Consider the following 16,068-nt stretch of genomic DNA (forward strand, 5'->3'; position numbering starts at 1 on the left):
AAAAAAATAACGGTAATGGTGAATGAATAAGAAGTATTTTGCCAGCGTCGGAATACTTCTTATATAATACGGGTAATATCTAAATTTTTGGACCGTCCTCGATGCAGGGCGCGCAGGAGTATTTGAATGGAATTTGTTTACGACGTAGCTGAATCAGCCGCAAGCCCTGCGGTCATCAAAGTAATCGGCTTGGGTGGCGGCGGTTGCAACGCTATTAACAACATGATTGCCAACACCATCCAAGGTGTTGAATTTATTAGTGCCAATACTGATGCACAATCTTTGGGTAAAAATAACGCAGCCAAGCGCATCCAATTGGGTACTAATCTGACCCGTGGTTTGGGTGCGGGTGCCAATCCTGAAATCGGCCGTGCTGCGGCACAAGAAGATCGCGAAGCCATCGAGGATGCTATTCGCGGTGCGAATATGTTGTTTATCACCACCGGTATGGGTGGCGGTACCGGTACCGGTGCGGCTCCTGTGGTTGCCGAGATTGCCAAAGAAATGGGTATCCTGACCGTTGCAGTCGTTACCCGTCCGTTCGGCTACGAAGGCAAACGCGTACACATTGCCCAAGAAGGTTTGGAGCAGCTTAAAGGTCAAGTCGATTCATTGATTATCATCCCGAACGACAAACTGATGACCGCATTGGGCGAAGACGTGACCATGCGTGAAGCGTTCCGTGCGGCGGATAACGTCCTGCGTGATGCCGTAGCCGGTATTTCCGAAGTAGTTACCCGTCCCGGTTTCATCAACCTTGACTTCGCCGACGTTAAAAACGTAATGGGCATCAAAGGTATCGCCATGATGGGTTCCGGTTTTTCCCAAGGCATCGACCGCGCCCGTTTGGCAACCGAACAAGCGATTTCCAGCCCGTTGCTGGATAATGTGACTCTGGATGGCGCGCGCGGCGTATTGGTCAACATCACTACCGCTCCGGATTGCCTGAAAATGTCCGAATACCGTGAAATCATGAAAGTGGTTAACGAGAATGCGCATCCTGAAGCAGAATGCAAATACGGTACTGCCGAAGATGACAACATGGGCGAAGACGCTATCCGCGTAACCATTATTGCGACCGGTTTGAAAGAAAACGGCAGCGAAAACCAAATGCGTGCGGCTGTCCGCGCACAAAAACTGGTTAGCGGAGTCGATGATTCCCATGTTCAACAACCGGGTAGTGTAGAAAGCCTGGTAAGAACCAACCGCGGTATTCGCTCCATGAATCTGACTGCGGCAGATTTCGGCAATCAATCTGTTTTAGATGATTTTGAAATTCCTGCGATTTTACGCCGTCAGCACAATCCTGATAAATAATCGATAAAAAGCCTGCTTTAAGCAGGCTTTTTTGTATCTGTATTTGTGCAATGTAGAGCGTAATTCTTTAAGGATTTAAAAGGGGCAGGGTGATGATATTCATTGGTATTGTCATGTGAATATAAATCTATCGATACGATTTGGGTTTTGTCAGGGAGATCCCGTTTTAAAGCTAAATTTCCGTTTGTTTGGAAACAGCGGTCTTTGTCTGCGGGAAGTTTGCTTCAAAAAATTGAATTAGAGAAGTGGGCAAGTTGCATTGGTGAGAAGTTAATAAGAGGTCGTCTGAAACGTTCTTAAACGTAAGTTTCAGACGACCTCTTCTCATGATTCGGATAGGCAGATTTAAACCGGACGGCAGGCAATCATATAATTCACTTCTGTCGAGTCGCATAAAGAATAGCGGCGGGTCAAGAGATTGTAGGTCATGCCCTTGGTGTCGATAACGTCCAAACCTGCCTGCCTGCACATCCGCGCCAGCTCGGCGGGTGTGATGAATTTTTGCCAATCGTGCGTCCCCTTGGGGACGACGTTCAACACATATTCCGCACCGACAATCAGATGGAGATAAGATTTAGGGTTGCGGTTGATGGTGGAGAAAAACACCATACCGTCAGGCTTCACTAGCTCCGAACAGGCTTTGACGATGGCGGCGGGATCGGGAACGTGTTCCATCATTTCCATACAGGTTACAACATCGAAACTGTGCGGCTGTTCGGCAGCAAGGTCTTCGACGCGGATGCAGCGGTAATCGATATTGTCCACTCCTTCGGCAGCGGCATGGGCTTGGGCGGTTTCCAACGATTTTTCCGCCATATCGATGCCGGTAACGTGCGCCGCGCCGCGTGTTGCCATGCTTTCCGACAAAATCCCGCCGCCGCAGCCGACATCCAAAACACGTTTGCCCGCCAACTGCGCGAACGAGTCGATATAGCCCAAGCGCAGCGGATTGATGTCGTGCAAAGGTTTGAACTCGCCGTTTTTATCCCACCATTTATCCGCAATTTGGCTGAATTTAGCGATTTCGTCCGCATCGACGTTGTGTTGTCCGGCTGCTTCCATCATGATTTTCCTGATTTGGATTTCGGGTTGAAGAGGGTTTCGATTTTATAGCAAAGCGGCAGGATGGAACAGAGACAAACCGCCGCCAGCCGCCAAAAAGGTCGTCTGAAAACGCCGCTTACCCTTTTCAGACGACCTTTGACTTGTTTTTACCCCTTCCGCCTTGTTTGCCGCGACCTTTCCCATTAATTTATATAAACTTGCCCACGCATTGCTGAAGCAGCAAATACCCCATCCCCTATCTAAAAGAAAACCCAATGAAACCACTAATCCGCGCCGCATCCCTACTCTTCCTTGCCGTAGCCTCCGCGTTTGCCTCCGGCAAAGACTTTATCATTTACGACCGCATGGACTACGTCGGCAAACCCGACCTGACCGCCGACAAATTGTCCAAAGTATTCCTGATTTACGAATCCGAGCTGGTAATGCCCGATCCTGCCGGCAAGCGCAAACACGGCGTATTGAACGAAAAACGAATCCGCGAATTGGCGCGCCAGTCCTATCGCGAAGGCTACCGCACCATCTCCACCGACATCGAAACCTGGTTTGCCGAAAAAGACGGACAAATCCTCACGCCTCAAGAACTTAAAACCGATTTTGCCCGTATGTACCGGATTTTCAAAGAAGAAAATCCCCGTGCCTACATCAGCAACTACGGCTTGCCCGACGAACACCTGCACGCCATCCGCTACTACCAAGCTCAGGCGGACAACGAGGCAGTGTTGGCAAAATGGCGGCAGTTTAGCAAACGCCGTCAGATGAGCGCAGCCATCAGCGACTATGCCAATCCCGTGTTTTACATCACCACGCCCGATTTGGCGCAATGGGAAAAAGACGTCCAAACCACCGTTGCCGAGATTAGAAAGCGCTATCCCGACAAAAAAATCATCGGCTACCTCTGGCCGCAATATTATTCCGCAAGCAACAGCCCGTATTTCAAACAATTTATCGATGCCGAACGCTGGCAGAAAATGCTCGAAATCAGCAGCAAATATATGGACGGCGTGATTATCTGGTCGGACAAGCGCGATGAAAACCATCAAATCGTCCGCTGGAACGACCCGCGCATACAGGCAATCATGCGCGCGACCAAATCCTTTATCGCGGCGCACCCCAAAGACATCACCGTCGAAACATTGCAGCCGCCGACATCATCCAAATCATTGAAAAACAGCAAAGTGAAATAAAACAACGCATTTCCTACCGTTAATTTAATAGAGAAAAGCGTGACGGCGGGCGGATAAATCGCCAAGCAAAAAGGTCGTCTGAAACCCAAAATTTAGGTTTCAGACGACCTTTTTGTCGCAATGGCGGCTTTGTTGCTTATTAATCCAATCGGAAAAATGAGCGGTTGTGATACAGCGTGAAATATAGTGGATTAAATTTAAATCAGGACAAGGCGACGAAGCCGCAGACAGTACGGATAGTACGGAACCGATTCACTTGGTGCTTCAGCACCTTAGAGAATCGTTCTCTTTGAGCTAAGGCGAGGTAACGCCGTCCTGGTTTAAAGTTAATCCACTATAACAGGGAGAGTGATGTCCATGATCTTGTTGCAGTTTATTTTCAGACGACCTTTTCAAAATTCGCTTACGGCATTTTTTCATTTTAGTATAAATGCTTTATAGAAGTCTGAAAGCATGAATCAGATATGTCATCTTTGGCATGGTAATTGCAGGGTAAAAGTCATAGTTCTATATTATTTAGTAAATAAATGTTAATTTTAAAAGCAAAGTTACGGATTATCGGGGCTTTTTTTAAACAAACGGTAAGGTTGATTAGCTTAAAACACTATTTCCCAAGATATAGATATGTTCTAAAAATTGTATCTAAGTGACAATTAACGTCAGCTTGATTGGTTTTCAATAATATATAAACAAAATAAATGAATGCCTGCCTCATAAAATCCGCGTGTGCCTGAAGAAGAAGATCCGGCGGCGGGGCAGTGCGGGGAGTACGTCTTATTTTGATTGTATATGCTTGAATTCAATCTGATATTTTTTAATAAATCCAACCAAGAGAGATTGTTATGAATAAGATTTTCAAAGTTGTATGGAACCGTACCATCGGCTCTTTCGTCGTTACTTCCGAATTGGCGAAGGGACGTGTCAAATCAAGCAGCGAAGGTGCTGAAGGGGATGTGCGCGCCTCAGAGGAAGGTCGTCTGAAAACCTTATTCAGGCTGACCGCGTTGAGCGCGGCATTATTGGGATTTTCCGAAGGGGCTTGGGCAGTGATTCCGGAAGGGTCTTTAACGGGGGGGGTACTCTCTATTGGTACGGGATCGACTTCCGCAAACGGAGCAGGTGCTATGTCTATCGGTCATAATGCTCAAGCTAAAATCAATGGTGCTTTGGCAATTGCTCCCAATTCGACTCATACAACAATTTCTAACGGTAATAATGCTATTGCCATCGGTGTTAATCTCCGTGCGGATGGAACGAAGGCAATAGGGATTGGTGCGGATACTACTGTTAATGGAATAGGTGCCATTGCGATTGGTAACAATGATTCGAGCAGAATGGCGAATCAAGGTGTTAACGGGAATGGTGCCATCGGTGTGGGTAGTAACTTAACAGCGCGTGGTAACAATGCAATTGCTGTGGGTACGGAATCTCAGGCAACGGCAAACCATGCAATTGCTATCGGTACTGGTACGCGAGCAACGGGAGAAGATTCTATCGCTATTGGTAGGTCTGAAGGCATCAAGTGGACGCGAGCAGACAATAAGCAAAGTGTAGCTATCGGTTGGACGGCACAAGCAACAGGTGCGACCCAAGCAGTTGCTATTGGTCCGGATGCTGTTGCCTCAGGCACGCAATCCACTTCTATCGGTAACAACACTCGTGCAACTGGGGATTCATCTATTGCTATCGGTGGCGACGATTGGAATATAGTCAGAGATAAATTGGTTACCACTTCTGGACATAATAACCGAAAAGTAAGCGATATTTATAAATCGCTGACGGGCAAAGAAATGGTATTTGATACTAACCCTACCTTTAAGGGTACGACTTCCAATCATGCCGCCGTTGCAGTCGGTGTAAAAGCCTATGCGGATGGGGTGCTTTCTACTGCCTTTGGTTCTGGTACGACTGCCACAGGTCTTGGCGCGGCGGCGTTTGGCGCGGGCGCAACTGCCAGTCAGGATAAATCTGTCGCAATCGGTGCGGGGTCGCACACCAATACCGATGCAACAGCTGTAACGAATGCGACAATCAATGGTATTTCTTATAGCGGTTTTGCAGGAGCGACACATATTACTTCGGGTTCGCAAGTTTCTTTCGGTTCGGTAGATTACGAACGTCAACTTAAACATGTTGCACCAGGTGAAATTACTGCAACTTCTACCGATGCGATTAACGGCAGCCAGCTTTACGCGATTGCCAAAGATATGCAAGCCGCTCAAACCCATTATTACAGCGTCAACCGCCTAGGTACGCCGGTAGCCAACTACAACAACGACGGCGCAACAGGCGAAAACGCGATTGCCGCCGGTCCTGAAGCCAGGGCGGCTGCAAGCAATGCGGTTGTAATTGGTAGCAAGGCTACTGTTGAGGCGGCAGCAGGCTCTGATTCCACTATTAATGGCGATACTACTGGCGAAGGTTCAGTTGCCGTCGGTTCGCTAAGTAAAGCAAACGGTAAAAATGCAACCGCTATCGGCCAAAAAGCAAATGCCTATGGTCAAAACTCGTTTGCTGGCGGTCAAGATACTGAGTCATCAGGTAAATCGAGCGTGGCCATAGGTGATGGCTCAAGAGCTACTGATAACTCTACTACTGCTGTTGGTCCATATACCAAAGCTGAACAAGCAGGTGCGTCAGCGTTCGGTTTTAGCGCTTATGCTAAAAAAACAGGCTCTGTGGCGGTAGGTCGACAAGCACAAGCTCTGAATTTAAATGCTGTTTCGGTAGGTAATGAAAGCAAAGCAAAAGGAGAAGATACTGTTGCTATCGGTAACGGTGCCGATGCTGTGCAAAATCGGGCAATGGCAATCGGTAAAGGGGCTTTTGCTAATGATGCCGACACGATTGCATTCGGTGCCGGTACGAAGGCTGATAAAAGATATGCTATTGCAATCGGTTCGGGCAATAATGCTTGGAAAACTGATTCTATTGCGTTAGGACGTGCTGCCAATGCAGACGGCGCGGCTTCTTTGGCGCTTGGTTTGAGCAGCCATACCCGCGAAGCCAATGCCATAGCTTTGGGTAACAACGCCAACGCGGACGATACCAATTCCATTGCTATCGGTACAAACAGCAAAGCTGCTCAAGCTGCAGCAGTTGCTATCGGTAATAATGCAACAGCCCTGAAATTCAGTGCGGTTGTTATCGGTGAAGATGCGCGATCCAATAACTCGCGCTCTGTCGTCATCGGCTATAACGCTTCTGCAACCAATACCGAAATACCAGGTTCTGGACAACCTGATTACAATCAAACCGTTGCTATCGGTGCATACGCCAATGCATGGGGCGATCAATCTACTGCCATCGGTAACAATGTAGACGCAAAAGGCAATTCTTCTATCGCCATCGGTGCGGACGACTGGGATACCGTTGCAGTGAAAACTGTAGACGGTACGGGGGGTAAAACGGTTAAACAAGTTTATCAAGACTATACCGGCGATGTGATGGTAACCGGCAGTTATACTCATACGACTTCAAGCGAAGCTGCGGTAGCCATTGGTACTAAATCACAGGCAATAGGCCAATTATCCACAGCCTTTGGTACGGGTACGATTGCTGAAGGCGTCGCCTCTGCCGCATTCGGTATGGGTGCGAAAGCCACCAAAGGCAACTCTGTCGCAATCGGTGCGGGCAGTACGACTACAACCAATGCAATCGAAGTCAACGAAGCTAAAGTCAACGATCTGAAATACTCAGGCTTTGCAGGTGGTAACCATATTACCTCCGGCGACCAAGTGTCTTTCGGTTCGTCAGGCTACGAACGTCAATTGAAAAACGTTGCTCCGGGCGAAATCTCTAACACTTCTACGGATGCCATCAACGGCAGCCAGCTGTACGCGGTACAAAACGTTTTGGGCAATACTGCCAAAACCGTTAAAAATGTATTGGGTAGTAATGCACAGTTGGCTGAAGACGGCAGTATTACCATGAATAATATTGGTGGTACGGGTGAAAATACCGTTGATAGGGCAATTGCGTCTTTGAAAACGTCAGCCTTTAAATCGTTTCAATTAGACACGGCTGTTGCTACCGGAACCAATGGTCGTGCCGAAAATCATTCTTCGCAGGAAATTACAAGTGGTTCTACCCTCCGACTTGAGGCAGGTAAAAATATACATCTGCATCAATCGGGAACCACTGTAAGTATTAATACGGTGGATAACCCTGAATTTACAGGCGTAGTTACTGCCAAAGGCGGACTAAATATGTCTGGAAACCGTATTACTAATTTGGGTCAAGGTACGGATACTAATGATGCGGTTAATGTTGGGCAGCTCCAAGATGCAATGAATAATCTGCGCGTCAACACTCTGACTACGGTCAGCAATGATGCTCCTTTCTCTTATATTGATAAAGACGGAAAGCTTTTAACCCGCAACGTTAAAGAAGTAGGCGGACAAAAAGTAGTATCGTTTACTTATGTAGATGGTGGAGCAGAATATAACGGTGATGTAACCATTGCAGCTTTGAACGCCAAAGACCCGCAAACTTCCGTACCGACCATTGTTGGTAATGTGAAATCGGGCATCAAAGATAATGATGCAGTCAATGTGTCCCAATTGAAGAAAATAGCTGAAGCACTGGGTACGCAAGTAGGCACTGATGGCAGCGTTTCCATGCCGACTTATGCAGTTGTTTCAGATTCTCCCGCTACTTCAAGCGTGGTTAACTACAATACTGTTGGCGATGCGCTGTCCGCTTTGAATAGAGCTGTTAATAGCTCTCTGAACTTTACAGGCGATGTTGGCAACCAATTCAACCGTAAACTCGGCAGCACCGTAGCAGTCAAAGGCGGACAAACTGATCGAAATAAGCTATCCGATAATAATATTGGTGTAGTTTCAGACGACCAAAATCATACGCTGAACGTCAAACTGGCAAAAGAATTGACCGGACTGACTTCTGCAGCCTTCAGCGATGGCGTTACTGCTGGCGGAACGACCGTTAACGGCTCCGGCGTAACCATCGGCTCCGGCAGCAACCCTGTGAAACTGACTGCAGGCGGACTCTCCAACGGCGGCCACAAGATTACCAACATTGCTGACGGCGAGGCAGATAATGACGCAGCAAGCTACAAACAAGTCAAAGCCGCGAAAACCGAGGTTCAAGGGGGTACGAATGTTGCCAGTGTAACCAAAATCGATAACCCGACTGACGGGCATACGGTTTACACCATCAACGCCAAAGGTGCAGCCGTTGCGCTCGACAGTAGTGTAGATGGTTTGAAACTGACGTCGTCTGAAAATCCAACTACTAATGTCACTACCTACAATCTGGATTTGTCTGACAAAACCAAAGAATCCTTGAAAAAAGCCGACAGCGCATTGCAAAACATCGGCGTACAAGTCAACGGTGCGGCTGCCAAAACGTTGAATCAAGCTGACTCCATATTGAATTTCGTTGACGGTACAGGTACGACCGCCGAAAACAAAAACGGCACCGTTGCGTTCAATGTCAATAAATCTACGTTGACAGCGGGTACTGGCGGCGTAATCAGTGCGGATACAGCAGGTGATGCATTTGCTACCGCAACTGATGTTGCCAATGCCATCAATAAAGCCGTTGCCGACAGCGAGAAAATCAGCATCGTAGCGGCAGGCGATAATACCCATGTTGCTTCTCAAGTTACTGGTAATCAGACACTTTATACCGTTCATGCCGATAAAACGACTGTGAGCGTAAAATCTGACGGTAAGTTGGCATTGAATCCGACTGAATCGACAAACAGTAACCAAACCAAAACTACCAACTACGAACTTGACCTTTCAGACGACGCCAAAGCCGAGATTCAAAAGGGTGTGGAGGCGAAAACTGCTGTCGACAGCAAGGGTGTTGCATTTGCGGGTAACAACGGAACAACCGATGCCGCCAAACTGGGTGAAACCGTCAATCTCAAAGGCGACGACCAAAACGTCGTTACTGAAGCTGGAGCAGACGGCATTAAAGTCAAATTGAAAGACGAAATCACTGTCCAAACCGTCAATACCGATAAACTCAAAGCAGGTAATAGTGTTCTGACCACAGACGGACTGAACACACCGCAAGTCACCGCAGGTAACAGCGTACTGACGACCGATGGTCTAACTATTGCCAACGGTGATAATCCCGTATTCCTGACTAAGTCCGGTTTGAATAACGGCGGTAACAAGATCACCAAAGTTGCTAAAGGTACGGAAGAAACTGACGGAGTGAACGTCAGCCAAATCAAACCGTTGGCTGAAGCATTGAACATGACCGTCGGTGCGGACGGTACGATCGGACAGCCGAGCTTTACCGTCAAACAAGCCGACGGTACGGCAGGTACTCCTGTACATACCGTTCAAGATGCTTTGAACAAAGTCAGCGACGAGTTGAATAAAGGCCTGACCATTGCCGCAGACAAAGGCAATGCGGACAAAGTCAATTTGGGCGAAACCGTTACCTACACGAGCAAAGATAAAAATATCGTAACGACTGTAGGCAGCAACGAAATCGACTTCAGCCTTGCCAATACCATCACCGTCGGCAAAAACGCGGCAGGTGGCAACCCCGTTATTATCGATGGCACGAAAGGCACAGTAAGCGGACTGACCAACAAAACCTTGGGCGGTACGGATTTCGCAACCAAAGGCCAAGCCGCGACCGAAGAGCAGATAGATGCCGCGCAAACCAATCTGGCAGATGTTTTGGGTACAGGTTCAACCAACCAAAACGGTACGGTAACGGTTACCGACATCGGCGGAACAGGCAAGACTACCGTCAGCGATGCGATTAAATCCGTCAAAGAAACTGCTGAAAAAGGCTGGAATCTGCAAGCCAACGGCGATACTGCCGAAAAAGTAGCAGCAGGCGAAACGGTAACGTTCAAAGACGGCAAAAACATCAAAGTAACCCGCGATGGGAAGAACATTACCGTAGCCACTTCAGACGACGTCGAGTTTGCTCATGTTAAAGCTAATTCAGTAGAAGCTGCCAGCGTGGTTGCCGACAGCGTCATCGCAGGCAACAGCGTCTTGACTACCGAAGGTCTGAAAATTGGTGATGACAGATCTCCGAACCAAGTGTCCCTGACTAATACCGGTCTGAATAACGGCGGCAACAAAATTACCAAAGTAGCCAAAGGTACGGAAGACGCCGACGCGGTAAATGTCAGCCAAATCAGACCGTTGGCAACAGCGTTGAACACGACCGTTGGTACGGATGGTTCTATCGCAGCACCTAACTTTACCGTCAAACAAACTGACGGTACGGCAGGCACTCCTGTGCATACTGTTCAAGAAGCATTGGACAAAGTGGGCGACGAGTTGGGTAAAGGTCTGAAGATTGCCGCTGATGCAGGGTCGACTGAAAAAGTCAACTTAGGTGACACCGTTACTTACACCGGTATCGATGGCAACATTAAGACCAAAACCCTGTCGGGAGGCAAAGTTGATTTCGGTTTGAACGACAAAGTTACGTTGGGTAAAGCCGGCAGCACCCCGATTGTACTTGACGGTACGAACGGCACGGTAAGCGGGCTGACCAACAAAACATTGGGCGGAACGGACTTTGCCACCAAAGGACAAGCTGCGACCGAAGAACAGCTGAATGCTAGCCAAGTGAACCTGAAAACCATTTTGGGCGGTAACGCAGAAAATACCAACGGCAATATCGCTATGAGCAACATTGGCGGGACTAACCAAAATACGGTTCATGACGCAATCAAGTCTGTGAAGGAGACGGTGGAAAAAGGTTGGAAGCTGCAAGCGAACGACGATACCGAAGAGAAAGTTGCTGCCGGTGAAACGGTTAACTTCAAAGACGGCAAAAACATCAAAGTGACCCGCGACGGTAAGAACATTACTGTAGCCACTTCAGACGACGTTGAGTTTACTCATGTCAAAGCTGATTCAGTAGAAGCTGCCAGTGTGGTTGCCGAAAGCGTCATCGCAGGCAACAGCGTCTTGACTACCGAAGGTTTGAAGATCGGTGCAGATGGTTCTCCGAACCAAGTGTCCCTGACTACGTCCGGTCTGAACAACGGCGGCAACAAAATCGCCAACGTAGCCAAAGGTGTGGCAGATACTGATGCGGTTAACGTCAGCCAGCTGAACCCGATTGCCAAAGCGTTGAATAGCAGCATCAACCCGACTACCGGTGCGATTGAAGCTCCTGTCTTTACTGTAACCAAAGCAGACGGTACGAAACATGAAGCCGTAGGCACGGTTCAAGACGCTTTGGATAAAGTAGGCGAAGAAGTCAGCAAAGGTCTGAACATCGTTGCGGACAATGGGTCGTCTGAAAAAGTGAACTTGGGCGACACCGTTACCTACACAAGCAAAGACAAGAACATCGTTACCACAAGCGGTACAGGCAAAGCGATCGACTTCAGCCTGGCCGAGAAAGTCACCATCGGCAAAGACGCGGCGAACGGCGGCAAACCGGTCGTGATTGACGGTAAAGAAGGTATTGTCAGCGGACTGACCAACCAAGCGTTGGGCGGTGCGGACTTCGCTACTAAAGGTCAAGCTGCAACTGAAGAACAGTTGAACGAAACTCAAGCCAACCTGGCGAAACTCCTTGGTGGTAACGCGGCCAACGACAAAGGCAACGTAGCTACTAACGACATCGGCGGTACAGGTAAAGACAATGTTCACGACGCGATTGCAGCAGTTAAAGAGACCGTAGGTAAAGGCTGGAACTTGAAAGCCAACGACGAAGCTGACAGCGACAGTGAAAACATCGCCGCAGGCGACACCGTAACCGTGAAACAAGGTAAGAACATCCGAGTGAAACGCAGCGGTAAAGAGCTGACGGTTGAGACTTCAGACGACGTTGAGTTTGCTCATGTCAAAGCTGATTCCGTAGAAGCTACCAGCGTAGTTGCCGAAAGTGTTATCGCAGGCAACAGCGTCTTGACTACCGAAGGTCTGAAGATCGGTACGGACGGTTCGCCAAGCCAAGTGTCTCTGACTAATGCCGGTCTGAACAACGGCGGCAACAAGATTGCCAACGTAGCCAAAGGTACGGCAGCCACCGACGCCGTCAACGTCGCCCAGTTGAACGAACAACTCGCCGCCACTGAAAAAACCACCACCGTCGTCGCCGGTAAGAACGTTACCGTCAGCGAAAAAGTGGACGGCAACAACACCGAGTACACGGTTAACGCCGACAAGACCACCCTCAGCCAAGCGGCGGGCGGTGCGGTTAAAGTCAGCGAAGGTGCGAAAGACGCCGACGGTGTTACCGATTACGCCCTCGACCTGACCGACGAAGCCAAAGCCGACATTGCCAAAGGCGTCGCGGCGAAAGACGCGGTGGACAACAAAGGTCTGACCTTTGCCGCCGACAACGGCACGACCGGTGCGAAGAAACTGGGTGACAGCCTGAGCGTCAAAGGCGACGGCAACATCCTGACCCGCGCCGACGAAAACGGCATCGGCTTCTCGCTGGCCGACAAGATTACCGTCGGCAAAGCAGGCAACGGCAACAAACCGCTCGTGATCGACGGTACCGCCGGTCTGATTTCCGGTCTGAGCAACACCACCCTGGGCGGTGCGGACTTTGCCACTAAAGGCCAAGCCGCAAGCGAAGAGCAGTTGAACGCAGCCCAAGCCAACCTGGCGAACCTGCTCGGTGGTAACGCGGCCAACAACAAAGGCAACGTGACCACTACCGACATCGGCGGCACCGGCAAAGACAACGTCCACGACGCCATTGCCGCGGTGAAAGAAACTGCCGACAAAGGTTGGAACCTGAACGCCAACGACGAAACCTCGTCTGAAAAAATCGGCGCAGGCGACACCGTAACCTTCAAAGAAGGCAAAAACGTCAAAGTCAGCCGCAACGGTAAACACATCACCGTAGCGACTTCAGACGACGTCTCCTTCGACAAAGTGACCGTAGGCGGCAGCGTCCTGACCGACAACGGACTGACTGTGGGCAACGGCAAGGCAGGCAAGCCCGTCAGCCTGACCAAAGACGGTCTGAACAACGGTGGTAACAAAGTGACCGACATCGCCGCAGGCGAAGCCGACACCGACGCAGTGAACGTTGCACAGCTCAAAGCAGCCGCAGCGAAAGCGACATCCAAAGTGGACAGCGGCAACGACAACATCGTCGTCACACCTGAGCAAAATGCCGACGGCAGCACCACTTACAAAGTGGCGACCGCACCTAACCTCAAAGCCGACAGCTTCACCGCAGGCGATACCGTTATGAATAACAACGGCGTCAAAGTCGGCGACAAAGTGGCATTGGGCAAAGACGGTCTGAAAGCAGGCGATGTGAACATCACCGCTGACGGCATCAACGCAGGCAACAAAGCCATCAGCAACGTTGCCGCCGGTGTGAAAGACACCGATGCCGCCAACGTCGGACAGCTGAACCGTCTGACTGCCGCCGCCAAGACCGAAGTCGAAGCCGGTACCAACATTGCCAGCGTTACCGGCAAACAAGGTGCGAACGGTCAAACCGTTTACACCGTGAACGCAGACGGCGCGAGCGTTTCCGCAGGTTCCGACAACATCGTCGTGACCAAAGGCAACAAAGACGCCAATAACGTAACCGACTACGCCGTTGACCTGTCTAAAGCCGTCAAAGCCGACATCGCCAAAGGCGTAGCGGCGAAAGACGCGGTAGACAACAAAGGCATCAGCTTCGCAGGCGACAGCGGTACGACCGTTGCCAACAAATTGGGCGATACCGTGGCGGTTAAAGGCGATGCCAACATCACCACTACCGCAGGCGCGAACGGCATTCAGGTCGGCCTCAACAAAGACCTGAAAGTAGACAGCGTCAAAGCAGGCAATACGGTTGTGAACAACAACGGCGTCAACGTCGGCGACAAAGTGGCGCTGGGCAAAGACGGTCTGAAAGCAGGCGATGTCAACATCACTGCCGACGGCATCAACGCAGGCGGTAAGAAAGTGACCGGCGTCGCCGCAGGCACCGTCGCCGCAGGCAGCACCGATGCCGTCAACGGCGGACAACTGCACCAGGTTTACGAACTGATCGGCAGCAACGGCGGCAACGTCAACACTGCACCGCCGTCAGTCGAAGCAGACGGCAAAGCAGGCTTGGGTAACATCAAAAACATTACCCTGGTGGACAACAGCAACAACCCGAACGTGACCAACGTCACGAACGAGACCAAGATTGCCCAGTCCAACGGTTACAGCCTCGTGACCTACAACGTCGAAGACCAAGGCATGTACGTGACCAACAACGTCATCGAAGCCGTAGGCCGTATGAACGAACAAGGTATCAAGTTCTTCCATACCAACGACGGCGAAGTGAACCCCGACGTACAGGCACGCAACAGCGAAGACTCCAGCGCGAGCGGCGCATACGCCACGGCAGTCGGCTTCCAAGCCGCCTCCAAAGGCACCAACGCCATCGCCATCGGTAAAGGCGCCAAAGCCAACGCCGAGAACACCATCGCCATCGGTACCGGCAACATCGTCAGCGGCAAAAACTCCGGCGCCATCGGTGACCCGACCGTAGTAAGCGGCAACAGCTCTTACTCCATCGGTAACAACAACAACGTATCCGCCGACAACGCCTACGCATTGGGCAGCAACATCAAAGCCACGGTCAACGATTCCGTCTACCTCGGCGACCGCGCCCAAACCCAAGGCATCCATACGGCTGATGCGGCCAAAGGCGAAGCCTATACCTACGGCGGCCTGAACGACAAAGCCGTGGCAGGCAAAGCAGGTTCGGCTGCTGCCGCGAACAAAGTCGCCGGTGTCGTCACCGTCGGCAACGGTACGGACGAGACCCGTCAGGTACAAGGTGTGGCGGCAGGCGTGGTATCGGCGGATTCGACCGATGCGATCAACGGCAGCCAGTTGTATTACACCAATCAGGCGATTGCTAACGTAGCGACACAAGCGACAGCAGCGAAAACCGAAGTTACCGCAGGTAAGAACGTCGTCGTTAACCAAACGACCGGCAACAGCGGACAGACCGTGTACAACGTTGCTACTGCCGATAAACTCGACGTAACCAGCGTAACCGCAGGCGGTGTAACCGTTAACGCGCAAGGTGTCAGCATCGCTGCACCAACCGCCCATAACCCGGCGAATACCGTCAGCCTCAGCCCGATCGGTCTGAACAACGGCGGACAACGCATCACCAACGTCGCTCCGGCGAAAGAAGGTACCGATGCGGTCAACCTGAACCAGCTCGCCGGCGTGGGTAACGCCCTGCAAAACAACATCGAACGCGTCGGCAAAAAAGCCTATGCAGGCGTGGCAGGTGCGATTGCACAAGGCTCGATTCCGCAAGTAACCCGTCCGGGTGCGACCGGTATCGGCGTGGGCAGCGGCTACTACGGCGGCCAATCCGCCATGGCAATCGGCGTGTCTGCGATGAGCGACGGCGGTAACTGGGTTGTTAAAGGCAACTTCTCTGCCAACACAGACGGTCACGTCGGTGTCGGGGCAGGTGCGTTGTACCAGTGGTAAGCTAACGGCTCTTAGCTGAAGTAAAGCAAAGGTCGTCTGAAATCCAAAACAGGGTTTCAGACGACCTTTTT

5 protein-coding genes are annotated in these 16,068 nt (G+C 50.6%); 4 read left to right on the forward strand and 1 reads right to left on the reverse strand.

Going from position 1 to position 16,068, the window contains the following annotated elements:
• Positions 1-126 precede the first annotated feature (126 nt).
• Positions 127-1,317, forward strand: a complete 1,191-nt coding sequence (gene ftsZ / locus H3L95_RS12485; RefSeq protein ID WP_003757229.1) for a cell division protein FtsZ — start codon at positions 127-129, stop codon at positions 1,315-1,317.
• Between the two features lie 345 nt (positions 1,318-1,662).
• Here ftsZ and ubiG read toward each other — a convergent pair whose 3' ends face one another.
• Positions 1,663-2,382, reverse strand: coding sequence for a bifunctional 2-polyprenyl-6-hydroxyphenol methylase/3-demethylubiquinol 3-O-methyltransferase UbiG (gene ubiG, locus H3L95_RS12490; protein ID WP_003757226.1), 720 nt, complete (start codon positions 2,380-2,382; stop codon positions 1,663-1,665).
• A gap of 60 nt (positions 2,383-2,442) precedes the next feature.
• Here ubiG and H3L95_RS13930 point away from each other — a divergent pair, with 60 nt between their 5' ends.
• The 3 genes from H3L95_RS13930 to H3L95_RS12500 all read left to right on the forward strand — a co-directional run bounded on the left by H3L95_RS13930 (position 2,443) and on the right by H3L95_RS12500 (position 15,997).
• On the forward strand, positions 2,443-2,568 hold the full coding sequence (locus H3L95_RS13930; protein ID WP_003764615.1) for a hypothetical protein: 126 nt from the start codon (positions 2,443-2,445) through the stop codon (positions 2,566-2,568).
• 68 nt (positions 2,569-2,636) lie between these two features.
• On the forward strand, positions 2,637-3,566 hold the full coding sequence (locus H3L95_RS12495; RefSeq protein ID WP_003757220.1) for a hypothetical protein: 930 nt from the start codon (positions 2,637-2,639) through the stop codon (positions 3,564-3,566).
• Positions 3,567-4,408: 842 nt separating this feature from the next.
• Positions 4,409-15,997, forward strand: coding sequence for a YadA-like family protein (locus H3L95_RS12500; RefSeq protein ID WP_003757212.1), 11,589 nt, complete (start codon positions 4,409-4,411; stop codon positions 15,995-15,997).
• The last annotated feature ends 71 nt before the right edge of the window (positions 15,998-16,068 follow it).

The organism is Neisseria sicca, from assembly GCF_014054945.1.
GTDB classification, from domain to species: Bacteria; Pseudomonadota; Gammaproteobacteria; order Burkholderiales; family Neisseriaceae; genus Neisseria; species Neisseria sicca.